We start from the raw sequence: 23,231 nt of genomic DNA, 5'->3' as shown, positions 1-23,231 counted from the left end.
ATGTTGACAAAGACTCATAAAACGTTACGTTACCTGGTGTTGGTCATCATGGCGATTATTATCATCGGCCCGTTTATCTTGGGCTTTTGGACCAGCCTATTGCCCACGGCCGATATTGCCAAGGGGACGCTGTTTAGCACGCACATTTCCTTTCAAAACTACGTGGACGCCGTGCAGCAAACGGCCATTATGCGCTACCTGCTCAACAGCTTTGTCATTTCCGTGTTGACGATGGCGGCGCAGCTCCTGTTCTGTTCGTTGGGGGCGTACGCCTTTGTCTTCCTGTCCTTTAAGGGCCGTGACTTCCTGTTCTACGTGATTCTGGCCACGATGATGCTGCCCTTTGAAGCTGAGGTCATCCCCAACTTCGCGACGGTGCGGCAGTTGAACCTGCTGAACCACTACGCCGTTATGGTCGTGCCATTTCTGACATCGGCCTTTGGGATCTTCATGTTGCGGCAGTCCTTCCGCCAGATTCCACCGGAGTTAAAGGAAGCCGCCGACGTGGAGGGCTTGAACCACTGGCAATTTTACTGGCGCGTCACGTTACCTTACGCGCGTATCAGCCTGTTTACACTAGCCGCTTACAGCTTCCTGGAAAGCTGGAACCAATACCTCTGGCCAATGTTGACCACGTTTAGTGATAAGTTCCGCCCAGTTCAAGATGGGTTGCGGCAACTGCAATCACAGGAAACGTTTAACAATTGGGGTATGATTCAAGCGAGTGCTGTGATCGTTGTGATTCCCACGTTGATCGTGCTGTTTGTGGGACAACATTACTTTAAGGATGGCTTGAATGAGGGGGCCACGAAATGAAGAAGCAAACCGTTTCCCACAAAACATTCGGCATTGTGGCCGGTATTCTGGTCGTCTTAGCGGCGATTCTGGGATGGACCGCGTTCAGTCATCCGTCCGCTTCGGCGCAGAGTAACGGCCGGATCAAAGTGGTCTTTTGGCACGAAATGACCGGTCCGGCACAGCAACAGTTGATTAGTTTCTCTAAGGAATTTAACCAGTCGCAAAGTAAGTACGAAGTCGTCCCGGAGTTCGAAGGGAGTTATAATGAGGCCGTGCAAAAAGTCATCAACACGCACGGTACCGATGCATCGCCAGCGGTTTTCCAGTCCATGGATATTTCGACTAGTCAGATGCACCACACGGGCTACACGACGCCGGTCCAGAAGTTCATCGACGCCGACCACTACGATGTGAACCAGATTTCTGCGGGGGCCCGGGCGTTCTATTCTAACCAGGGGACGCAGCTATCCATGCCATTTAACACCTCGCAACCCGTCCTGTTTTACAACGCAACGTTGCTGAAAAAGTTGGGCGTCACGCCACCACCTGTCAACCCGTCCTATAGTGACATCACTAAGGTTGCCACGCAGGTCATGCAAAAGTCGAACAAGAAGGTTCAAGGCATGTCGGTCGAAATTTATGGCTGGTTATTTGAACAGTTCATGGCGAACGCCGGTGCTTCCTTTGCCAACAATGACGATGGTCACACCAGTACGCCAACGGCCGCTAACTTGACCGGCGCTAGCACCGTGAATACGATGAGCTGGATTCAGAAGAACGTTAAAGATGGTGTCTTTGCCAACTATGGTGCCGGTGGGAACGCGCTGAACAACGAAATCGCCAGCTTCTTATCCGGGCGACTCGCCATGTTCTTACAAAGTTCCGCGACAACGACCCAGTTGACTAAGGGCAACAAGGATCAAGTGGGCATCACCTACTATCCACATCCCGATGGCCAGAAGAGTAATGGGGTGGCCATCGGTGGCGCGTCACTGTGGATCTCGAATGACAAATCTGCGGCTGTTCAGCGGGGGGCATGGGACTTCATCAAGTTCGTCATGACCGCTAAGAGTCAAGCAGAGTGGCAGGCAGCGACCGGATACTTGGCCTTGAACAAGGGGTCGCAGCAGCAGCCAGCCTTGCTGAACATGTACAAGAAGTTACCGGAATCCAGAGTTCCTGGCGAGCAATTGGCCGCAGCGAAACCAAACAATACCAACTCTGGTATCTTCATGCAGGGGTTGATTCAAGCTCGTAACTTGACTCAGACCGCCATGGAGCAGATCTACGCGGGGACTAATATTAAAACGGCGTTGCAGACGGCGCAGTCGTCGCTCAACGGCAACATTAAAAATAACAACCGTGCGAACGGCTATTAGTAGGAGAGCGATTTTATGACAGTGAAAACGTTAGTATTTGGACACCGGGGCTATCCCGTTAAGTTTCCGGAAAATAGCATTGCGGGCTTCCGTTGCGCCCTGGAGAACAACGTGGATGGCCTGGAATTTGACGTGCATTTGACCAAGGACCAAGTCCCCGTCATCATGCACGATGAGCACATTGACCGCACCACGAATGGAAGCGGCCTGATCCATGACTTCACCTTTAGCGAACTGCAACAGTTTCGGCTAGCCAATCAAGAAACGATTCCAACGTTGGCGGAGTTCTTAGCGTTAGTCGATGATGCGGATGTTCAGCTGAATTTGGAGTTGAAAACGGACAAGATCCAGTATCCGGAGATTGAGCCCATCGTGATGGCGATGGTTCACGGGGCGGCGCTCAAGCACCCGGTCATCTTCTCATCATTTCATTTACAGACGTTAAAAAATTGTCAGAAGATTGCGCCCAACGAGTCTTATTGCTGGCTGACGGATAAGCCGGTGGTCAACGCCGTGGCGTTCGTAGCTAACGAACATTTGAGTGGCTTGCACCTGAGTCACTACCAGGCCGATGTGCCGGTCGCCGAGCGAATCTGGACGGTCGACAAGCCAGAATTGGCAACGGAGCTGTTCCAGAAGCACGTGGCGGGCATTTTCACCGATGACTTTCTGACCATGATGCGCCTTCGCCAGGAACTGATGCGGGTGTAGCAGCAAGTAGTGGGTCATCGCGCTGCGGGACATCACTAGCCGTTGCAGGGCCACTAAAATAGGACACGAAACCGATCTTGGGTTTCGTGCCCTATTTTCATACTTTAGTTGAGAGCGAATCAATAGCAATTGGACGACTTAGCAGTTGCGCACTAGTCGCCAGTTAGGCCAACCGGTGGCAGAATTCAGCCCCTATTTGGTTGGCGTTGAAGGCGTAAGGAGCGAGGGCTTGGGCGGAATCAATGAACTGTTCGTTGTCGTCCAAATCTTGTTTGCGCAGTGTCAACTGTAAGTTCGTCGCCATCAGTTGCATTTTGAGGCCACGGACGACTAGCTGCATGCCCAGTGCGGCTTGAAAACCACCGTGACCACCGTAGGAGACCAGACTGACGGGCTTACCGCGCCATTCGGTGTAGAGGTAATCGAGGGCATTCTTCAATGGTGCGGGGTAACCCCAGTTATATTGGGGGAACAGGAGGATGAAGCCATCGTAGCCTTGAATCAGTTGGCTCCAGGCTTTCGTATGAGCTAACGTGTAGTGACCATCTGCGGGTTGGCCGGGCTCGTCCAGAAAGGGCAAGTCGATCTTCGCCAGGTCGATGAGATCAACGTCGAGACCATCTTGGGCGACGGCTGATTGGAGCCAAGTTGCAATGCTGGTACTGATACGATTGGGCCGCGTTGACCCAATGATTAAGCCAATTTTCTTTGTCATAGTAGGGACTCCTTAAGTGCTAAAATTTTATCCGTGCATTATGCACACATATTAGCATTCCTCTGGTATAATAACAAGTATGGATAATCAAATTTTTGAAGCACTATTTGAAATCGTTACCTTTTTTAGTCAAACGGAAGAAGACCGTAAGCTACTGGAAGAAGCTCACGTCAAGCTCGATGCACCAGCCCTGCCCATCATCATGCGGGTCGATCATCAGCCCGGCATCAGCATTGGTGAGTTGGCCAATCAGATTGGTCGCAACCATTCGTCGATCAGTCGGCAGGTGGACAAGCTGATTGGGGCTGGTTGGTTGGAGGAAACCGAACGCCGAGATAAACGGATTCGGCAGGTCATCCTAAGTCCTAAAGGACAGCAAACGGTCCAACAGATTAAATTAGCCCGGGAAGCGGCGATTCGGCGCCGATTAGTGAAGTATTCGGATGCGGACCGCGGTGAACTGCTACGGGTCTTACAACGCCTATCTGCCGTCTTAAACGGCAACGACGATTACGAAGAATAGGAAGGAAGGTGAAAATCCCGTTGCACGCGGCAATAAAGCTGGTGCGACGGGATTTTTTTAGTCGAAGGTATGGTTAAATCAACTTTGACACTTCACCTGCGGCTGCCAGAGATTCCGGCATCTATGGGGACCACCTTCGGCCTGAAGAGCGGTCCTCCGATTCGGTTTGAGGTTTGAAAAAAGCGTCATTTTCTAAACAAGCCCCACGCTGTAGACTGAGTTCAAAACCAACTCGGTCAACACCGTCGTCACAGCTACCTTCAGCGCTGTTCTTCTCCAGTTAAGTTCTGTCTTGACAATGACTTTTCGTCAACTCATCGTTGGGATAACGGTAGTTTGAGTGTTAAACGTATACGTAGCCGTGAGTGAGTCAAATTTGGACCCAGCCGTGGGATTTTTCAAGTGGGCCGCTTGAAAAATGGCGACTTTGAGACAGCGACCTTCTGGCTCAAAGCGAGGCCAAAGACCGCTTCTCAGGCTTTGGCCGTCCTACCCACCGCGTTCCGGTCCAAATTTGGCGAACGGTAAGGCGACAGCTTAATCAATGAAACAATTATTTCAGCACAAAAAAATTAACCCCATTGAATCGAACTGGGATTTAGTCTGATTCAATGGGATTAATATTCAATTGGGGACAGTGACCAACGAAGCATTTTCCGGGTACTTCGTTGACTGTTACCAAAAAAGCTTTAGTTTGTCGTCAGTTTGTTAAGCAATTGTTTTACGACATCTTTATAATAACAAAGAAATCAAGGGCTTTGGGCGATTCTGGTAATTTGTAATATTACAATTTTCCAAATCAGTTTTAACAAATGGTTATACTATGAACGATTACCACGATTTGATGGAATAATTGCTTTTGAGTGGGTACTCAGGCGTATAATTATTCATAACGGAACGTGACCGGTTAATTTATTTGTTGACTAAACGTTTTGGCTGGACACGTTTTAGGATATGCGCGTGCTGCTTTTAGCAGGTACGGAGCAGGTCTAATACAATTGGAGGTTTTGCTATGTCAGTATTAACGGATACGTTCAGCTTAGCTAACGGAACTCAGATTCCACAAGTTGGTTTTGGTACTTGGCAAATTCCTGGTGGCGATACGGCTTACAATGCGGTAGCTAACGCATTGAAGACGGGTTATCGGCATATCGATACGGCGAAGGCTTACGCCAACGAATCCAGTGTGGGGAAGGCCATTCGTGATTCTGGAATCGACCGTAAAGAGATCTTTGTGACGACTAAGTTACCGGCCGAAGTGAAGACTTATCAAGGTGCTCTGGACGCATTTGACACGACAATGAAGAACTTGGACGTGGGTTACGTTGACCTGTACTTGGTTCACGCACCGTGGCCATGGGCAGAAATTGGTAAGGACTGCGATCAGGGGAATCTCGACGTTTGGCGGGCAATGGAAAAGATCTACGCCAGCGGTAAGGCAAAAGCCATTGGGGTCTCCAATTTTGACGTTCACGACCTGCAAAACGTGTTGAGTCACGCCGAAGTTGCACCAATGGTCGACCAAATTCAGTACTACGTGGGTTTTACGGAACCGAAAATCACGAAGTTTGCGCAGGACCACAACATGTTAGTTGAAGCCTACTCACCACTAGCAACCGGTGACATGTTGGAAAACGCCGACATTAAAGAGATGGCGAACAAATATCATGTTTCACCAGCCCAGTTGGCACTACGGTTTGTCTTGGAAAATGGCGTCTTGCCATTACCGAAAGCCACGAGCCAAGCGCACATCGAAGCCAATGCGCAGTTGGACTTCTCAATCAATGCAGCCGATATGGCCAAGCTGAATGCGCTGGCAGATACGGCCACGAATCATGGGCACAATGCAACGCAAGGCTAATGTAAACGAATAGTAAATTTAAGCGAGGAGCTAGCGATTTTGCCACTTGAACGGGCAAAACCGCTAGCTCTTTTTAGTAACTTAATCGTTAAATAATGGTGCTTATTCAGCAGTGAATCCAAATTTCAGTAGAAAGACCAGCAAAATGCATTAAATAATTAAATTAATTAATGTTAAGGTTTTACGTTTTACTTTTTCGTTAATGCCGCCATTACTCGTTATAAGTATTTTAATAACGAACTAAAAATTATAAAATGATTGTAAAAGTTCGGCCTTCTGGTAGAATTAAAAGTGTCTTAAAAAAGAGCCATACGACATAATTTGAGGAGTGAGTTCGATGCACTTAAAGGGTAAGGGTAAATTACTCTTGATTGCGGCGGCATTATTGCTACTGCCAGCTGGTTTGGCTGCCTGTGGGAAGGCAACCAGCAGTACGAGTTCGAGTTCTAAGCAAGGCTACACGCCGAAACAGTTGACGGTTGAATTTGTACCGTCATCTAACGCGGGGACGATTGAAGCGAAGGCCAAACCGTTAGAGGGTCTGTTGAAGAAACAATTGGGGATTCCGGTCAAGGTCAGCGTCTCGACCGACTATAACACCATCGTTGAAGCGATGGGATCGAAGAAGGTCGATGTTGGCTTCCTGCCGCCTGATGCCTACGTTCTTGCACATAAGCAATATGGGGATAAAGTGATCTTACAGGCCGAACGGTTTGGGGTTAAGGAACCAAATGACCAAGCAACTAAGCAATTGGTCAACTACTATCGCTCTCAGATTTTAGTTCGTAAAGACAGCGGTATCAAGACGTTGAAGGACTTGAAGGGGAAGAAGATTGCCGTTCAAGATACCACGTCGACCGCCGGCTGGATCTACCCTGCCGTTGAAATGTTGAAGCAAGGTGTGAACATCAACAAGGACAACATCCAAACGGTGACGGTCAAGGGTCACGACCAAGGTGTTCTCTCCGTTTACAACAAGAACACTGACGCTGCCTTTGTCTTCCAAGGTGCCCGGAACTTAGTCAAGAAGGACGACAAAGACATCATGAGCAAAGTTGTTCCAATCTACACGACTGCCAAGATTCCGAACGATACGATTACGGTTCGTGGTGATATGAGTGCTAAGTGGCAAAAGAAGATTGCCGAAGCGTTCAAGGCAATTGCGAAGACCAAGAAGGGTCACGATATCATTTCTAGCGTCTACTCACACGAAGGCTACGTGGATGCAAAGGACAGCACCTTTAACATTATTCGAGACTACGACAAGCAGATTCAAAAGCTGGACAAGTAGGTTCTCGTTGCGAATGGATTTCCTGTTTTAGTTAAATCTAATGGTTAGCAGAATTAGTGGCTCTTGTTCTGTGAATCGGGTCAATTAAAACGGGGGCACATTGGCATAAAATGATTAACAGAAGATTAGACAGCAGAAGTAGTGAGGGCAGCGACACCGTACCTCACTACTTTTTTAATAACGGGGGAACCAACTATGGAGCAAACAGCACCGATTATTTCATTTAAAGGCGTCAATAAGGTCTACAGCAATGGCACCGTTGGCCTCAAGGATATCAGTTTTGACATTTCCCGTGGTCAGTTCCTGGTCGTGGTGGGGCTTTCTGGAGCCGGTAAGAGTACCTTGCTACGGACCATCAACCGGATGCATGAGATTACGTCCGGGGAGATTACGGTGGAAGATGAGTCTATCAGCGATTACAAAGGTAAGGCACTCCGCTTATTGAGACGCAAGATTGGGATGATCTTCCAAGGATTCAACCTGATCAATCGGTCGAGCGTGGAGAAAAATGTGTTGTCCGGGCGCGTCAGTTACTATCCAACTTGGAAGACGATTTTTGGGCTATTCAGCAAGGCAGATAAGGAAAAAGCAGTGCATTCGTTGGCACGCGTCAATTTGGCCGAGAAACTGTACACCAGGGCCGACGAGCTCTCCGGTGGTCAGCAACAACGGGTCGCCATTGCCCGGACACTGATGCAAGACCCCAAGATTATCTTAGCTGACGAACCCGTGGCCTCACTGGATCCGCTGACCACCAAGACGGTCATGGATACGCTCAAACGGTTGAATCAAGAGGATGGCATTACGGTCATTGTCAACTTGCACTCGGTCGCCTTAGCGCGGGAATATGCGGATCGAATTGTTGGCCTGCGCGCCGGCCAATTGGTCTATGACCAACCCATTGGTAACGTTGCGGAAGGCGATTTGGACCAAATCTATCAGACACCTGAGGGGGCCAAGGCATGAGTACACCGACAATTCCACGACGCTCGTGGGCACAACGGTATCACGTAAAGGGCATCGGTTGGACGGTGCTGATGCTGGTTTTGCTGGTCGCTTCCGCCCAGATGACCGGAGTTAATGTGGGGATGTTCTTTAGCAACCTGGGTCAGTTTACGAATCTGCTGGTCCGGATGTCGAATCCGGCTTGGGACTACACCACGGTCATCATCCAACCCCTTTTGGAAACTATTCAGATGGCAATTTTGGGAACCACGATTGGGGCAGCATTTGCAATTCCCTTCGCGGTATTGAGTGCCAGCAACTTAATTCATAATCGTTGGTTACGGGGGCTGACGCGGTTATTCTTAGACTTGGTGCGGACATTGCCCGACCTACTGCTCGCCGCAATTTTTGTTGCGATTTTTGGGATCGGGTCAACGGCGGGGGTCGTTACCCTGGCCATTTTCTCCTTTGGGATGGTGTCCAAACTGTTCTACGAAGTCATTGAGACCATCGACATGGGGCCGTTGGAAGCCTTGGAATCGGTGGGCGCCACGAAGATCACCATTATTTGGTATGCGGTGCTGCCCCAGATCCTAAACCAATTTATCAGCTATTTTCTGTACACCTTAGAGATCAACGTCCGGGCGTCAACCGTCTTAGGGTACTTGGGTGCCGGCGGGATCGGGGTCTTCTTACAGCGGTCGTTGAATGAGTTCAACTACAACCAGACGGCGGTTATTATCTTGGCAACGTTGGTAGTGGTCCTGGTCATCGATGGTGTCAGCAACCATCTAAGGAGGGTTCTTCTTTAATATGCAAACAACAATTACGCCTCCTACTCGGCAGCGGTCGCTGTGGCAACGTTGGAGCTGGTTACTCTGGGTACTGGTCATTGGAATCATTTATTTCTGGACGATCAATGGGTTGAAGTTCTCTGGATTTCAGGAGTCCGCAGCGTCCGTCTCGAAGTCCATCTTGCACGGCTTAGTCCACCCAACGTGGTCTTATGTCTATGACGGCAGTGGCGAGGATCTTGTCTCCCTGATTTTACAAACGTTAGCGATTGCCTTTCTGGGGACGATTGTGTCAGCCTTGATCAGTGTGCCGTTTGCTTTTTGGGCGGCGCGTGGCCCTAAGGAACGCTATTTCCTACGTTCTGGGAGTGGGAAAGTTGTCTTGACGTTGATTCGGACATTTCCTGAAATCGTGTTGGCCATCATGTTCATCAAAGCGGTCGGTCCTGGCTCTTACGCCGGGGTCTTAGCCGTCAGTGTGCACTCGGTCGGGATGCTGGGGAAACTATTTGGTGAAGCCATTGAAAATATGGATCGGGGGTCCGAAGAGGCCATTACCAGTGCTGGCGGCCGCTCGGGACAAGTCTTCGTGTTAGCCACGGTGCCGACCATCATGCCAGAGTTTTTGTCCTACACGCTGTATCGGTTTGAAATTGCGGTGCGGTCTGCCTCCATCTTGGGGATGGTGGGCGCCGGTGGGATTGGGACGCCGCTGATTTTTGCCATTCAGACACGGGATTGGTCCAAGGTCGGCATCATTCTTCTAGGTATCGTGGTCATGGTGCTGCTGATTGATTCGTTGTCCGAACAGTTGCGAAAGAGGTTGATCTAACCATGCACATCCAAATTCTATCGACCAGTGACGTGCACGGCTACGTTTACCCCACGGATTACAGTACGCCAACGGATCGCCATCTGTATGGGATGTTAAAGGCGGCCACGGTGATTCGCCAAGCCCAAGCAACAGCGGGGCCGGATAACGTGGTGGTCACGATTGAAAATGGCGATTGGTTGCAGGGGGCGCCGTTTGCGACCTACTTGGCCAAGCAGCCAGCGGCGGAACAGGACCTATTTACGCGAATTACGAGCGCTATGCGTTATGATGCGGGGATTCTCGGCAACCATGAGTTCAACTACGGGCTGGCCTACATTCGGGCTGCGGAAGCCAAACGGACCTATCCGTTACTGGGGGCCAATATTATTGGCGGCCAAAACCAACGGATTCTCGATGCCCCGTACAAAATTATCACGAAGCAAGGCATCAAGATCGCCATTCTGGGACTGACGACGGCCTACGTACCGGTCTGGGAGCGAGCTAGTAACATTGCTGGCCTGACCTTTGAACCGGCCGTGGCCACCGCTCGCCGTTTGGTTCCTGAATTGCGCCAACAGGCTGATGTCGTTGTCGTTGCCTACCACGGCGGCTTTGAGGCTGATCCGGCAACGGGGGTGCCAACTGAGCGACAAACCGGCGAAAACGAGGGCTATCAGTTGCTTGCTGAGGTTCCCGGCATCGATGCGTTGGTCACGGGCCATCAGCACCGCCAGATTGCTGGCGTCTTTCAGGGTGTCCCCGCGACGCAACCCGGTGATAAGGGCGTTGCGGTAGGGTGCATTGACCTTGAATTGGATGCAGATCACCATATCATTGATCGCTCAGCACGGCTATTATCAACGGCAAGTGCGACACCGGATGAGACCTTAACCCAGCTCACCCAATCGGTTCAAGAGAAGGTCGAGACGTGGTTGGACCAGCCAATTGGCCAAATCACCGGTACCAGCTTGACGGTCACGGATCCCATGGCAGCAAGACTTCATGGCCACCCGTACCTTCAGTTCATTAATCAAGTCGAAATGGCTGCGGGCGTGACGGACATTGCGGCCACGGCCCTATTCAACGATGATGTCCATGGCTTTGGCCAAAATGTGTCGTTGCGGCAACTATTAAATAGTTACCCGTACCCCAATACCTTAGTCGTTGAGCGGTTGACCGGGGCGGATGTGAAATTGGCCTTGGAACGGTGTGCCAGCTTCTTTGAGTTACGCAGTGACCGCCGCGTGGGGATCGCCACAGCATTCACAACGCCTAAAATAGAGCTGTACAATTATGACATCTACAGTGGCGTGGACTATCGCTTTGATCTGACGCAGCCACGGGGAAGTCGAGTGGTGTCCCTGAAATATCACGGGCGTGCGGTCCAGCCGACCGATCACCTGGACGTTGCCATGAACCAGTATCGGGGCAATGGTGGTGGCGATTACCCCATGTTTTCGCCGGCCAAAGTCATTCGGGAGGTCAACGTGGATATGGCCGAACTGATCATGCAATACTTCGAGGCCCATCCGGTCGTGACCGGGGAGCCCCAAACGAATTTTCAAGTGGATTATTAGGCCAGATGAAAGGCGATTCCTAAAAGTAGGGGGTCGCCTTTTTACATACAACTGGACCCACAAGATGTTCTGAATCTTCGGTCTGCAGATCCGTTGCACAGTTACTTATTGATGGCCAGTATTAAATTTAGATTGCATTACCCGCTAAATAGATGCAATTTTCATGAAAACTTGGTAAAATAAATTAACTAAAAATGAGATTTGGAGGTGGACGTCTTGCACCGTTCGTTTGCAGCACTCCCAATACCGGACCGCTAATCGTTAGTTTTTACCTAGAAAGGAAGATTTATTTATATGGCACAAGAACCTGAAGCAACCGTTTCAACCACAACTGAAGCAGAAACCACTGACCCTGGACCCAGCCAGCAGCCGCCGTTATGGCAACGCTCGACTGAGTCCTTACTTGTTGAGTATGCCACTGATGAAGATACCGGGTTGACGACCGCCGAGGCGAAGAAACGCCTCGCGCAAAACGGCCCGAACGAACTGACCGCCAAGAAGCAATCGAATCTGTTACGTTTCTTGAAGCAGTTCAATAACTCTATCATCTACATTTTGGCGGCTGCCGCATTGATTACGCTGTTGATGCATCACTATTCCGATTCAATTGTTATCGGACTGGTAATCATCGCCAATGCTTTCATTGGTTATTTTCAGGAACGCTCAGCGGATAACGCTTTGGACCGGATCAAGGCCCTCTTAGTCTCCGAAGCCATCGTCATTCGGGACGGACAGAAAATCAGTCTGCCCGCACGTGAATTGGTGACGGGGGATATTGTTCAGTTGGAAGCCGGGGATACCGTCCCCGCTGACCTCCGATTGATCAGCGCGGATAACTTAAAGATCCAGGAGTCCGCCTTGACTGGTGAAACTGACTCGGTGCTTAAGGGAGAAGATCCCCTAGCCACCGCAAATTTACCGTTGGCCGAACGATCGAACCAGGCCTTTGCCTCAACGGCCGTTACCAACGGATCTGGCCGCGGTATTGTGACCGTGACCGGTGCGCAGACCGAAATTGGTCACATCCAACAAAACGTTGCGCAAGTTAAGCAACAAGCCACACCATTGATGAAGAACCTGAATAGCTTGGGTCTTGGGCTGTCAATCGCAATCCTAGTTGCCGCAGTCCTCTTATTCATCTTAGGGATGATCACCAAAGTTTACAGTTTACCCGTGCTGTTAGTCGCAGTCATCACGATGGTCGTGGGGTCGATGCCTGAAGGGTTACCGGCCAGCACATCGGTCGTCCTCGCCATGGGGACCCAGCAGATGACTAAGCAAAATGTGATCGTTAAGACACTGCCTGCCGTGGAAACATTGGGCGCCGTGGATATTGTCAACACCGATAAGACCGGGACGTTGACGAAAAACGAAATGACCGTGACCGACATTTTGACCACCGCCGATACCTATACCGTGTCTGGCGTGGGTTACGATGCCGCCGGGCAGGTGCAAAATGATGAGGGCCAGGACGTTGACTGGCAAGCCGACCCCGACCTCGAATGGTTGGTCCAAATTGCGGGGCAGACCTCTGATGCCGAATTCCATGAGGAAGAAGGCCAGTGGGTGTTGACCGGGGAACCGACCGATGGGGCCCTGACGGCGCTGTACCACAAGCTGGTAGGTACTGAACCCGACCCACAAGAGATCGACTCGTTGCCTTTCGACTCCGCCATTCGTTACTCCGCGCGGTTAGTCGACCACAACGGCCAACGCTACCTGTTGGTCAAAGGGGCACCGCAGACTCTGACGCGCTTGATGCGTGAACAGGGCCAGGCTGTCGATGAGGATGCTTGGCAACAACGGTTGTCACAACTGACCCGCCAAGGAAAACGGGTGGTGGCATTGGGGTATCAACCAGTCGCTGCTGACGCCGTTGAAGTTGACGACATCGCCGTGGGCCAGAACTTCCATTTAGCCGGCATGGCCGGCATTATCGACCCGCCACGTCCTGGCGTGGCCGATGCTGTTCGCCAGTTACGTTACGCCGGCATCAAGGTTAAAATGATTACCGGTGACGACCCCGAAACGGCCGCCGCAATTGCCCAACAGTTGAACCTGTCGGAACAAGCCCGCGCCATTACTGGGCCGGAACTGGCCGAATTAAGTGATGCCGAATTGGCGAGCCAGATCGACAAGTACACCGTGTTTGCCCGGACCACACCAGCCGACAAACTGCGAATCGTGAAGGCCCAGCAGGCCCGCGGTCACGTAGTCTCCATGACTGGTGATGGGGTCAACGATGCGCCCGCCTTGAAGCAGGCCGACATTGGGGTTGCCATGGGAATTCGGGGAACCGACGTTGCCAAGGACTCCGCCGATATGGTGTTGGCCGACGATGATTTCACGTCGATTCTGGGTGCCGTGCGGGAAGGCCGGCACGTCTTCGATAACATTCGGAAGACGATTCGGTTCCTACTGCCAACCAGTTTCGCTGAAGGCTTGATCGTGGTGCTGAGTATCCTGATGGACCAAGAGCTGCCATTGTTCCCGACCCAACTGTTGTGGATCAATATGGTGTCCGCCTTGACGATTCAATTTGCCTTCATCTTCGAACCGGCCGAAAGCGGCATTATGAAACGGGGGCCACGGGACGTCACGCGTGGAATCTTATCCAAGCTGGACGTTTTCGAGGTCACTTACGTTTCCCTGCTGATTTCAGGGCTGGGGATGTTTGCCTACGACTTCTTGACGGCACAAGGGCTTTCAGCCGTTATCGGGAGTACGATGACGTTAAACGTGATCATCTTCGGAAAGGTCTTCTACCTGTTTAACCTGCAAAATGACCACCCCGTGTTGTCGAAATACTTCTTCAGAAACAAGATGAGTTTCGTCATCGTGGGTGTCTTACTGGCGCTACAAGCCATGATCATCTACTGGCCAGCCATGCAAGGGGTCTTCCACACGACCAGCGTCAACTTCCACTACGGTTGGGGCATCCCAATCATGGCGGGGGCCATCGTCCTGATCGTCACGGAAATTGCGAAGGCAATCCGCCACCGCATCGATGCCAGTACCATTTCACGGGAACAACGTAACTTCTAATGGTGTCGTTGGCAACTGTGAGCGTGACCTTTCAAGTTACGACCGGTTTTAACGACCAAGTTATGAAGGTTAACGGTTAACTGAAGTTTGAAAGATAAGATCCGGCTCTTCATCTCAGTATTGGTGAGCAGTCGCACCATTAAATTAGTCTAAATTGAGCGCACTCCGGCTGCCAGGGATTCCGCCTGCTGTGGGGACGCTTCAGCCTGGAAGACCACCAGTCTTCTCGCTCGATTTGAAGCCACGAAGAACACGTGTCTTCAAAGTCGCCCGTGCTGTAAGCTGGCTAAGAAAAACGCCAGCTAACACCACTTTCACGGCCGGCTCCATCCCTGGCCTCCTCCGGCGCTGACGGTATTTTATCAAGACAACGGCTGTAAAATACAGCTACCTGACTTTTTTTGCATTCGACTGATAACGATCGCTACGGTTATTCTCAAAGTCGTCCGAAAGCACAATGTAAGCCGAGAGGCCGGCAGATATGAGCTCAGGCGCGTCGTTCTACTTAGTCAGTAAGTGTTTTTCTTACTGGCTTAGTAGAAAACCAAGCTTGTAGACTCGTGTTTTGCGAGGCTTCAAGTTGTGTTCGCACCGATCCAGCTCATATCTGCCGGCCGGTAAGGCGACTAGTCCATCAAGTTGCCTAGTTCTAGGACCACTGTTGTTGCTAGAATTGGCATGGGGAGTTCAACTTTTAACGGTTAACTTAATCTAAGCAAACCTGAAGAGACTAGACAGAAATTGTCTAGTTTCTTTTTTTTGCCAAATTTAGGCAAAATGATTGGCTATTCGGAAATATGACTGACGATTCGCAGCCAACGACAACGGACAAAGTCACTGACAATTCAGCGAATTTTGCGAAATCCCTAGCTCTAATCAAAAGTTAATCTTATACTAGAATGAAGAAGGGGGCGGAACATCAAATGATGAAAAAGAGTTCCGATTGTACTGAGATTTTAGTGGGTAAAGCCGCTAGCATGGACGGTTCCACGATTGTGGCGCGTAACGAGGATGGTTACGGCCCCATCAATCCCATCAAGTTTGTGGTCCACCCAGCAGTAGACCAAACGGGGGCATCGTTCACGTCGATCACGACTGGCGTCAACGTGCCATTACCCGACCACGCCTACCGCTATACGGGGACGCCACAGGCTGACCAAAGTGACGGCCAATATGAAGAGGCCGGCATTAACGAATTGAACGTCGGCATGAGTGCGACTGAGACCACGGCGACCAACGCCCGCGTGTTGGGCTACGACCCACTCGTCGACGACGGCATCAATGAAGAAGCCATGATCACCTTGGTTTTGCCATACATTAAGAGTGCTAAAGAAGGGGCCCAACGTCTGGGTGCCCTGATTGAAAAGTACGGGACGGGCGAAAGCAACAGTATTTCCTTTAACGACCACAATGACATCTGGTATTTGGAAACGGCTGGGGGCCATCACTGGGCCGCAATGCGGTTGCCAGAAGACACCTACGCCATTGCGCCCAACCAGACGTTGATGCAAGAGGTCGATTTAAACGATACCGATAACTTCTTGGTTGCTACGGACTTAGTGGACTTCGTGGAGAAGCACCACTTGAACCCGGTCCCAGGTACCTTTAACTTCCGTGAAATCTTCGGCACGCACGGCGAAGATGACGCGTACTACAACACGCCACGGACCTGGTACGGCCAAAAGTTATTTAATCCAGAAATTACCGACCAACACCCAACTGACCAAGACATGCCATTTACCCGGAAGCCAGCCAAGAAGATCGCGATTGAAGACGTTCAATTCTTCCTGTCTTCCCACTACAACGGCACGCCTTACGATCCATTTGGGACATTTGCTTCAGGCAACGCCGATGATCAGAAGAAGTACCGTTCGATCGCGATGGACCGGAATCAATGCTCATCCATCTTGCAAATTCGTAACGATGTGCCGGCTGACCACGCTGCGATTCAGTGGGTCGCCATGGGCTTCTTTGCCTATGCGCCATACATGCCATTCTTCACGAACATCAATGACACGCCGGAAGACTACAAGAATACGACGACTGAAGTTTCCGTCGACAACGTGTACTGGTTGAACAAGACCTTGTCCGTTCTGATCGAACCGCATTTCCACGAGTTCGTCGCCACGGTCAACGCCTTCCGCGATGGGTGCCAATCCTATGCCCGCGGTCGGGTTGCGGCTACCGATGACAACATCACCGGTGACGCCACAACTTACCTGACGCAGAGCAATTTGGAAACGGCCGGTGAAATTTCTAAGCGGACACATGCGTTGTTCAATGACTTGGTTAAGCAGGGCCTGCTGTTATCCAAGACGGTTTGGGAAAAGGGCCAAAACCTGTAATCGACCGTGAGTCGTAGACCAATTGGTTTTTAGATTAAACGTTTTAAGAGCAACCCAGAATTCAGCTAAATAAACCCTAAAAGGCAATTAATTGTTACGGATAGTGATTATCGCGCACAATTAATTGTCTTTTGGTGTATACTTCAGTAAAGCTACTTTAATGTTTTTTTGATAAATTAATGGGACGGTGTGTGACTAGGACGAACCGTTTCGGGAAAATGACGAATAGGTTGAGGAAGAGATGTTGACAGGTAACTTCTGAGGAGGAGCGCACATGAAGAACTGGATTAAGTTGGCAATGGCGGGCAGTCTGGGACTGATTTTGTGGGGAGGCAGCACGACCGCCCATGCGGCTAAAAAAGTCACGTTGCCAGAATACCCCCAGCAACGGATTTTCACATTTAAAGCTAAGGGAACTAAGGTGTACAGCTATCCGCGCGCAGCTTACGCGAAGAGCACGGTCTTGGGGACGGACAAGAGTACTACGAAGCAGTGGACAGTCGATAAGGTCATCAAGGTCAATGGCAAACGCTACGTGCGCCTGGCCAAAGTGACGACCAAAGCTTTGCCTCACGGGACCGCTGTGCCGAACCCCAGCAAGGCCAACACGACCTTGGTCGGCGGCTATGTGGCACTGAGCCAGTTAAAATTCCATCAGCAGATCAGTAAGCTGACCAGTGTAAAGAAGACCGCTTACTGGACGCCAACGACGAACAATGACTTCTGGAACATGCCTAAGAAGACGTTGGGAACCACGGCGGCAAATCACTATGGTCACTCCTACGGCTACCGGACGTTGTACGCGATTCAGTCATTGACGACGATCAATAAGAAGCAGTACCTCTACTTTGAAACGGCGGCAGGCAAGGCCATCGGTTGGTTACCCGTCAACGCCGTTATCAAGGGCACTTATCCAAATCTCCTGCAGCGCGAATTGACTCGTGACCTGGCCGCTACCACGGCTACCACGACGGTCGATGAAGCGGGTCACGTTAAGGTGGGGGTCGCAACCGCCAATGGTAATGTCCAACGCGTTGTCTTATTACAACAGGATAGTCAAACGGCCATCTATGATTTCCAAGCGGGCAAGGCCGTCAAATTAACGAACCGTAATGCTCATGGCAAGGTCGTTAGCAGTCAGGCCTTTACGCAGAGCACGAAGAATCTGAATATCAAGGCCCATGCCGACTTTGATATTCAAGGGTACCGGTACACCGTCAAGGTCGCCCCGACTGGCAGTGTGAGTGTGCTGAGCACCGGTGGTTGGATCGCTTAAATTAAAAAAAAAAAGTGAAAAGGTTTCGTCGATTACCAGCTAAGTGGGTAATCGACACAACCCTTTTTAATTGGCAGTCGTCAACAGATTGCGGAGATAAGGAACGAGTTGCTGGTCCGCTGGCCAAGTTGCTAGTGACGTACAGGTAGCATAGCGGCCGTGCTCAGCGGTATTCAGCTTTAAATCGGTGAGTGGCGTGAGCAAGTGGGCGGTAAAAATTAGCCGGGTGAAGCGTTGCTCCTGGTTTTGATCATAGGTGGTTGTGATGCCGATAATGGTGGTCGGTTGAATGTGAAGCCCTGTTTCTTCAAGGCATTCCCGCTTAGCAGCTTGGCGGGCAGTCTCGTGGGGCTGTGTGCGACCGCCAGGAATGTCCCAAAATAGCGGGTAAATGTTGGATTGGCCGCGCTCGACAGGTGTTCGTTGAAGGAGCAGGTAGCCGGCTGGGGTGGCAATTAAGGCGTGGGCAATCAGTGTTGTCATGGGAAGACCTCCTGGTTGGAATTAGCATAGATGAAGACAGTGATCATCGCAACTGAGCGGATTGCTGTCATAGTGGTTGCGAATCAACACCGTATTTTCTTAGGCAGCTCAGTGGTAGACTAAACTTGAGGTGAAAGAAATGGCAGAAAGTGAGTTACAGAAGTTAGAAGCAGGGGAACCGTATTATTTCTTAGATCAGGAGGTAGCGGCGCGCAAGGCGCGGGCGGCTAAATTGTGTCAAGAGTTTAACGCGATTCCAGCGACTGACCCAACAGCGCAGACGGCTAAAATCAAAGAAATATTGGGGAGCCACGGTGAGCGCGTTTCGGTTCAGGCAACGTTTAATTGCGATAATGGCCAGAACATTCACGTTGGTGAAGACTTTTTGAGCAATTATAATTTGACGATCTTAGATATCGCCCCTGTGACCATCGGTAATCACGTGATGATTGGCCCCAACGTTGATATTTACACGGTCAACCATCCCATGACGGCGACTGGCCGACGGGCTTATCTAGCCCAAGCCAAGCCGGTGACGATTGGAAATGATGTCTGGATCGGCGGGAAGGTCGCAATTATGCCGGGCGTCACGGTCGGTGATAATGTCGTGATTGCGGCCGGTGCCATTGTGACCAAGGACGTTCCAGCAAACACGTTGGTTGGTGGCGTGCCAGCGAAGGTCATTAAATCATTAGCGAAATAATAAAAAAACGCGTTGTCAGCAACTTCTACCAATGAGTAGAGGGGCTCACAACGCGTTTTAGCTGATAAAGAAAGATGAAATCCAGATTATTCTAGTATGGGGAAGTAGTTGTATTCGCACCGAGCCAGCCTATATCTGCCGGGCAGTAAGGCGAACCCAACCACCATGTTGTTTTTAGTTTAAAACGAGCATGACCGGTGTTTGGGCGTTAGTTACTTATTTTCAGGAACGTTCTCACGAATCACGCGGGCCGGGCTACCCGCGATAACCACGTTGTCACCGAAGGACTTGGTGACGGTGGAGTTGGCACCAACCACTACGTTGTTGCCTAACGTCACGCCGGGTAGGATGACGGCGCCGCCACCGATCCAGACGTGGTCCCCAATCGTGACGGGCTTGCCCAGGCCGATGAAGGCATCACGGCCAGCCGGGTCAAGGGGATGGTAGGCGGAATAGATCTGCACGTGCGGAGCCATCATGCAGTGGTCGCCAATCGTCACGGGAGCGATGTCCAAGATGACGTTGTCGTAGTTGCACATGAAGTCGTCACCAACGTGGATGTTATAGCCGAAGTCACAGCGGAAGTTGGGTTGGACCCAAGGACGTTTCCCAACGGAGCCAAAGAGCTGGCGAATGAGGCCATCTTTTTCGGCGGTTGCCGTATCGTCTAGATCATTCATCAGTTTACAGAGTCGCCGCGCCTTGGTCTCATCGGCAGCCAGTTCGGGGTCCATGATATTGTAGGGTTCGCCAGCTAAAAATTTTTCCTTTTCAGTCTTCATGTGTTTGTCTACCTCCAGAGTTATATTAGTCATATTCTAGCATAGAAAGCGCTTTATTTATACGGATTAATTGTAACTAAACAGATTTATTCAATAACGGAGACTGCGACCGAACTACCAATTGTTTGGGCATTAAGTAGTGAGACCCTTTAATTTACTGGCCGAGCGAACCAGTGACTTTCCATCACGATTTATCCCACTATTTGTTAGAATAAACTTGAGCCACGCAGGCCGGTCGGCGCGACTTGTGCTCAGCTAGCAGCAAATTTTGGATGATGTCAGACGACTACCATCAAGAGTGACTGACATGAGTCTAATGCTGGTTCGTTGGGGAGTCTGGGAGTGATTCCAGACTCTCTTTTGTTCACTCTCGTAGCCACTGCGTTTACACCGTCCTTGTCAACGCACTATTTTTCAGGTATACTACCAACTACTTTAGCCATTTTGGCTGAGGATAAGGAGATGATGATGCGATGCCACAACTTGGATCGTTATTAGTACGGAAGAGTGCTGTCTGTTAGCGACACTTTTCCTAGTGGACCTTTCGGAGAAGTGTCAGGTTTGAAATCTGAAAGGACGTCACAAAATTATGGAACCAACGATTACCACTTACGAATATAGTTATATTACCCAGCAGGTCAACAACCTGGTCAGCGCCTATCTGTCTGTCAACGATGTGAAGATGCGTGGGGTGGTTCGCGCCACAACGCTAGAAAAGATTGTGCCGCTACTCCCTGCAGACGAACCGGTAGCCCAAGCGTTTGTGCGCGGGTTACAGCCAGACAAGTTGACCCGTGAAGCCGCAGCCAAATTGATCGGCATGATTGAACCACTCGTTATCCCATTTCCACGGCTGACGACGAAGCAATTGAGTAAGCTATTTCGCAAAGTGAAGAAGCTCAAGCAGCCAGAATGGGCTAGCTTGAACTTGCATCAACTGACCTATCTGGGCTGGAACGATGGCGGCAATCAGAAGAAATATCTGGTAGCGCCGTACGAGGACCGTTTGATCGGCGTTCAGGGGCAATTTAACCCCGAGACCATCAAAGGGCTGTGTGCAATCTGCCATACAATTGGCAACGTCTCGCTCTTTGTTTCCACGACAAAAACGTCTGGCCTAGGCACGTACACGCGTAACGGTAATTACATTTGCCGGGACAGTGCGCAGTGTAACCGGCAGTTGACTGAACCACAAGCCCTCACCGATTTTCTTACGGTGGTGCGGCCAAAACGTTAAGTTGAATGAATGGGCACGGCCAAATTTGGTCGTGTCTTTTGCGTTGTCTAAGAATGGAACCGCTTCAAAGTAATAATTTAATGATGAATCACTCAGAGTTGGTCGGTAAGCGTGAGACGTTTGTTATACTTATCCCTTGTGCCTAGTGTCATAACTTTTGCGTCAGGGTTGCCGGCAGTTTGGTGCGCCTTCGCACAATCAGATTGGCTAAGCCGCTTAAAAATTGGTCAATTCCAATGATAGGATTACTATCTAAAAGTTGAAAGCTTCAAAGTAGGGCCTATGCCTGTTCTAACAACACTGAGACTAAGACTAGGCAGGGTCGCCTTACCGGCCGGCAGCTATGGGCCGGATCGGTGCGAACACAGCTTGAAGCCTCGAAATAACCGAGTCTACAAGCTTGGTTTTCTACTTAGCCAGTAAGAAAATCACTTACTGACTAAGTAGAACGACGCGCCTGAGCTCATATCTGCCGACCTCTCGGCTTACATTGTGTTCTCAGAAAACTCTGAGAATAACCGTAATGGTCGTTATCAATTGAAGCTCAAAACGTCAGATGGCTGTGGACTATAGCCGTTGTCTTGATAAAACACAATCAGCGTCGGAGGAGGCCAGGGATGGAGCCGGCCGTGAAAGTGGTGTTAGCTGGTGAGCCAGCTTACAGCACGGGCGACTTTGGAGACACGTGGTTTTCGTGGCTTCAAAGCGAGCGAGAAGACTGGTGTTCTTCCAGGCTGAAGCGTCCCCACAGCTGGTGGAATCCCTGGCAGCCGGAGTGCGCCCAATTTAGTCTAATTTAATGGTTTGACTGCTTATCAATACTGAAATCAGACCTGAATTTTATCTTTCAACCTTTAGTTACTATCAAATTGGGGGAGCTTACCGCAACATCAGGCACAATGATAGGATTTAAAGGCAGTTTAAAGTCAAGGTAGCATCTTATTCATAATTCGAGTAGAAGTGGGAAGTGGCAGTAGTGGTACAACAACGGCATCATTTGCGCGGGGTCCTTTTGGCCAGCACCGCGTGTATCTTATGGGGCATCTCGGGGGTTGCGGCGAGCACGCTGTTCAAGCTAAATCCCCACGTGACGGCACTGTGGCTGACGCAGGTCCGCATGATCACGGCAGGATTCTTGCTACTGGTCATGGGTCAAGTCGTGGGCGTCCACCCGTTTCAGATTTGGCACGATAAAAGGGCCGGCATCCGCGTGGTCAGTTATGGCTTGTTAGGGCTGGTGCCCGTGCAATTGTTCTACTTTGAAGCGGTTAAATTTGGGAATGCGCCGATTGCGACCATTCTGCAATTTCTGGGACCGTTTATTATTAGCATTTATTATTTCTTATTTAAACACCTCACACCGACTCGGCCAGAGGCGATTGGGATGGTGATGGCGTTCATTGGGACCCTACTGATTGTGACCCACGGCCATCTCAACAGTCTGGCCATTTCACCGGTCGTCCTGTTCTGGGGCGGTCTGTCAGCGATTGGGGTGGCAACCAACACGTTGATTCCCCGGCCACTCTTACCGCGGTTTGGGGCCATTGCCGTTACCGGCTGGGGGCTCTTCATCGCCGGCCTCTGCCTCAACGTGTTCGGACCGTTGTGGCGCGCAACGGTGACCCTAACGTGGAATGAATGGGGCCTGATTGTGCTGATCATCATTTTGGGAACCATTTTCCCCTTCTTGATGTTCGCACACAGTCTGGGGTACATTCTACCAACGACGGCCAGCCTGTTGGATGCGTTCGAACCCTTGTCAGCAACGGTATTTTCGGTGATTTTTCTGAGCGTGCAACTGACTGGATTTGATCTCTTTGGCGGCTTGCTGATCATCTTAGCGGTCATGGCGTTATCGCTGAATGGGCATAAGATGTTGCAGTTTATTCTGAGGCGAAAAGTAGATTAAAATTAGCATGGGTTATGAATATGAAGAGACGAAGGGAGCGATG

Annotated in this window: 19 protein-coding genes; 16 read left to right on the top strand and 3 right to left on the bottom strand. The window is 50.6% G+C overall.

The features are described 5' to 3' along the window. The 3 genes from FAY32_RS08855 to FAY32_RS08845 are packed head-to-tail and all read left to right on the top strand — an operon-like array spanning position 1 to position 2,888. Complete coding sequence (locus FAY32_RS08855; RefSeq protein WP_404820132.1) at positions 1 to 816, top strand: carbohydrate ABC transporter permease; 816 nt, start codon at positions 1 to 3, stop codon at positions 814 to 816. Next, a complete protein-coding gene (locus tag FAY32_RS08850; RefSeq protein ID WP_143463069.1) occupies positions 813 to 2,177 on the top strand; it encodes an ABC transporter substrate-binding protein in 1,365 nt (454 codons plus the stop codon). Before FAY32_RS08855 ends, FAY32_RS08850 begins: the two co-directional genes overlap by 4 nt. A gap of 15 nt (positions 2,178 to 2,192) precedes the next feature. After that, positions 2,193 to 2,888, top strand: coding sequence for a glycerophosphodiester phosphodiesterase (locus FAY32_RS08845; protein WP_143463068.1), 696 nt, complete (start codon positions 2,193 to 2,195; stop codon positions 2,886 to 2,888). Between the two features lie 163 nt (positions 2,889 to 3,051). Here the strand turns inward: FAY32_RS08845 and FAY32_RS08840 are convergent, their stop codons facing one another. After that, positions 3,052 to 3,603, bottom strand: coding sequence for an NADPH-dependent FMN reductase (locus FAY32_RS08840; protein ID WP_143463067.1), 552 nt, complete (start codon positions 3,601 to 3,603; stop codon positions 3,052 to 3,054). Positions 3,604 to 3,682: 79 nt separating this feature from the next. Between FAY32_RS08840 and FAY32_RS08835 the strand changes: the two genes are divergently transcribed. The 10 genes from FAY32_RS08835 (at position 3,683) to FAY32_RS08790 (ending at position 18,074) form a co-directional block, all read left to right on the top strand. Beyond that, positions 3,683 to 4,126, top strand: coding sequence for a MarR family winged helix-turn-helix transcriptional regulator (locus FAY32_RS08835; protein WP_143463066.1), 444 nt, complete (start codon positions 3,683 to 3,685; stop codon positions 4,124 to 4,126). Between the two features lie 1,012 nt (positions 4,127 to 5,138). After that, on the top strand, positions 5,139 to 5,987 hold the full coding sequence (locus FAY32_RS08830) for an aldo/keto reductase (RefSeq protein ID WP_143463065.1): 849 nt from the start codon (positions 5,139 to 5,141) through the stop codon (positions 5,985 to 5,987). Between the two features lie 337 nt (positions 5,988 to 6,324). Beyond that, positions 6,325 to 7,278: a phosphate/phosphite/phosphonate ABC transporter substrate-binding protein gene (locus FAY32_RS08825; protein ID WP_143463064.1), complete on the top strand. Its 954-nt coding sequence runs from the start codon at positions 6,325 to 6,327 to the stop codon at positions 7,276 to 7,278. 195 nt (positions 7,279 to 7,473) lie between these two features. Beyond that, complete coding sequence (gene phnC, locus FAY32_RS08820) at positions 7,474 to 8,244, top strand: phosphonate ABC transporter ATP-binding protein (protein ID WP_143463063.1); 771 nt, start codon at positions 7,474 to 7,476, stop codon at positions 8,242 to 8,244. Continuing rightward, positions 8,241 to 9,035, top strand: a complete 795-nt coding sequence (gene phnE / locus FAY32_RS08815; protein ID WP_143463062.1) for a phosphonate ABC transporter, permease protein PhnE — start codon at positions 8,241 to 8,243, stop codon at positions 9,033 to 9,035. Before phnC ends, phnE (FAY32_RS08815) begins: the two co-directional genes overlap by 4 nt. A 1-nt stretch (position 9,036) precedes the next feature. Continuing rightward, positions 9,037 to 9,849 carry a phosphonate ABC transporter, permease protein PhnE gene (gene phnE / locus FAY32_RS08810; protein WP_191988169.1) on the top strand — a complete coding sequence of 271 codons (813 nt, stop codon included), beginning with the start codon at positions 9,037 to 9,039 and terminating at the stop codon, positions 9,847 to 9,849. Between the two features lie 2 nt (positions 9,850 to 9,851). Beyond that, positions 9,852 to 11,408, top strand: coding sequence for a bifunctional metallophosphatase/5'-nucleotidase (locus FAY32_RS08805; protein ID WP_143463061.1), 1,557 nt, complete (start codon positions 9,852 to 9,854; stop codon positions 11,406 to 11,408). A gap of 294 nt (positions 11,409 to 11,702) precedes the next feature. After that, on the top strand, positions 11,703 to 14,453 hold the full coding sequence (locus FAY32_RS08800; RefSeq protein ID WP_143463060.1) for an HAD-IC family P-type ATPase: 2,751 nt from the start codon (positions 11,703 to 11,705) through the stop codon (positions 14,451 to 14,453). Positions 14,454 to 15,379: 926 nt separating this feature from the next. Continuing rightward, the gene (locus tag FAY32_RS08795) at positions 15,380 to 16,798 is read left to right on the top strand and encodes a C69 family dipeptidase (RefSeq protein ID WP_143463110.1); all 1,419 of its coding nucleotides are present in this window, start codon (positions 15,380 to 15,382) and stop codon (positions 16,796 to 16,798) included. A 274-nt stretch (positions 16,799 to 17,072) separates the two neighbouring features. Next, on the top strand, positions 17,073 to 18,074 hold the full coding sequence (locus tag FAY32_RS08790) for a GW dipeptide domain-containing protein (protein ID WP_143463059.1): 1,002 nt from the start codon (positions 17,073 to 17,075) through the stop codon (positions 18,072 to 18,074). Between the two features lie 66 nt (positions 18,075 to 18,140). On the opposite strand, the gene FAY32_RS08785 is transcribed toward FAY32_RS08790, so the two are convergent. After that, positions 18,141 to 18,557, bottom strand: coding sequence for an NUDIX hydrolase (locus FAY32_RS08785; protein ID WP_143463058.1), 417 nt, complete (start codon positions 18,555 to 18,557; stop codon positions 18,141 to 18,143). A gap of 139 nt (positions 18,558 to 18,696) precedes the next feature. Here FAY32_RS08785 and FAY32_RS08780 point away from each other — a divergent pair, with 139 nt between their 5' ends. Further along, the gene (locus FAY32_RS08780) at positions 18,697 to 19,260 is read left to right on the top strand and encodes a sugar O-acetyltransferase (protein ID WP_143463057.1); all 564 of its coding nucleotides are present in this window, start codon (positions 18,697 to 18,699) and stop codon (positions 19,258 to 19,260) included. A gap of 212 nt (positions 19,261 to 19,472) precedes the next feature. On the opposite strand, the gene FAY32_RS08775 is transcribed toward FAY32_RS08780, so the two are convergent. After that, on the bottom strand, positions 19,473 to 20,042 hold the full coding sequence (locus FAY32_RS08775; protein WP_143463056.1) for a sugar O-acetyltransferase: 570 nt from the start codon (positions 20,040 to 20,042) through the stop codon (positions 19,473 to 19,475). A 589-nt stretch (positions 20,043 to 20,631) separates the two neighbouring features. Here FAY32_RS08775 and FAY32_RS08770 point away from each other — a divergent pair. Next, the gene (locus tag FAY32_RS08770; RefSeq protein ID WP_143463055.1) at positions 20,632 to 21,279 is read left to right on the top strand and encodes a FusB/FusC family EF-G-binding protein; all 648 of its coding nucleotides are present in this window, start codon (positions 20,632 to 20,634) and stop codon (positions 21,277 to 21,279) included. A 967-nt stretch (positions 21,280 to 22,246) separates the two neighbouring features. Further along, the gene (locus FAY32_RS08765) at positions 22,247 to 23,188 is read left to right on the top strand and encodes a DMT family transporter (protein ID WP_225428320.1); all 942 of its coding nucleotides are present in this window, start codon (positions 22,247 to 22,249) and stop codon (positions 23,186 to 23,188) included. Positions 23,189 to 23,231 lie beyond the last annotated feature (43 nt).

Origin of the sequence: Levilactobacillus enshiensis, assembly GCF_007115095.1 — a bacterium.
Lineage (GTDB): Bacteria > Bacillota > Bacilli > Lactobacillales > Lactobacillaceae > Levilactobacillus > Levilactobacillus enshiensis.
Note: the sequence above shows the minus strand (reverse complement) of the source record. Positions and strands in the feature narration are given on the sequence as shown.

What these genes read in the sequence shown, in the direction of transcription:
- phnE (WP_143463062.1), top strand. Translation starts at nt 8,241, where the DNA reads ATGAGTACACCGACAATTCCACGACGCTCGTGGGCACAACGGTATCAC.
- FAY32_RS08790 (WP_143463059.1), top strand. Translation starts at nt 17,073, where the DNA reads ATGAAGAACTGGATTAAGTTGGCAATGGCGGGCAGTCTGGGACTGATT.
- phnC (WP_143463063.1), top strand. Translation starts at nt 7,474, where the DNA reads ATGGAGCAAACAGCACCGATTATTTCATTTAAAGGCGTCAATAAGGTC.
- FAY32_RS08805 (WP_143463061.1), top strand. Translation starts at nt 9,852, where the DNA reads ATGCACATCCAAATTCTATCGACCAGTGACGTGCACGGCTACGTTTAC.
- FAY32_RS08785 (WP_143463058.1), bottom strand. Translation starts at nt 18,557, where the DNA reads ATGACAACACTGATTGCCCACGCCTTAATTGCCACCCCAGCCGGCTAC.
- FAY32_RS08770 (WP_143463055.1), top strand. Translation starts at nt 20,632, where the DNA reads ATGGAACCAACGATTACCACTTACGAATATAGTTATATTACCCAGCAG.
- FAY32_RS08835 (WP_143463066.1), top strand. Translation starts at nt 3,683, where the DNA reads ATGGATAATCAAATTTTTGAAGCACTATTTGAAATCGTTACCTTTTTT.
- FAY32_RS08825 (WP_143463064.1), top strand. Translation starts at nt 6,325, where the DNA reads ATGCACTTAAAGGGTAAGGGTAAATTACTCTTGATTGCGGCGGCATTA.
- FAY32_RS08850 (WP_143463069.1), top strand. Translation starts at nt 813, where the DNA reads ATGAAGAAGCAAACCGTTTCCCACAAAACATTCGGCATTGTGGCCGGT.
- FAY32_RS08845 (WP_143463068.1), top strand. Translation starts at nt 2,193, where the DNA reads ATGACAGTGAAAACGTTAGTATTTGGACACCGGGGCTATCCCGTTAAG.
- FAY32_RS08855 (WP_404820132.1), top strand. Translation starts at nt 1, where the DNA reads ATGTTGACAAAGACTCATAAAACGTTACGTTACCTGGTGTTGGTCATC.
- FAY32_RS08840 (WP_143463067.1), bottom strand. Translation starts at nt 3,603, where the DNA reads ATGACAAAGAAAATTGGCTTAATCATTGGGTCAACGCGGCCCAATCGT.
- FAY32_RS08780 (WP_143463057.1), top strand. Translation starts at nt 18,697, where the DNA reads ATGGCAGAAAGTGAGTTACAGAAGTTAGAAGCAGGGGAACCGTATTAT.
- FAY32_RS08830 (WP_143463065.1), top strand. Translation starts at nt 5,139, where the DNA reads ATGTCAGTATTAACGGATACGTTCAGCTTAGCTAACGGAACTCAGATT.
- FAY32_RS08800 (WP_143463060.1), top strand. Translation starts at nt 11,703, where the DNA reads ATGGCACAAGAACCTGAAGCAACCGTTTCAACCACAACTGAAGCAGAA.
- FAY32_RS08775 (WP_143463056.1), bottom strand. Translation starts at nt 20,042, where the DNA reads ATGAAGACTGAAAAGGAAAAATTTTTAGCTGGCGAACCCTACAATATC.
- FAY32_RS08795 (WP_143463110.1), top strand. Translation starts at nt 15,380, where the DNA reads ATGAAAAAGAGTTCCGATTGTACTGAGATTTTAGTGGGTAAAGCCGCT.
- phnE (WP_191988169.1), top strand. Translation starts at nt 9,037, where the DNA reads ATGCAAACAACAATTACGCCTCCTACTCGGCAGCGGTCGCTGTGGCAA.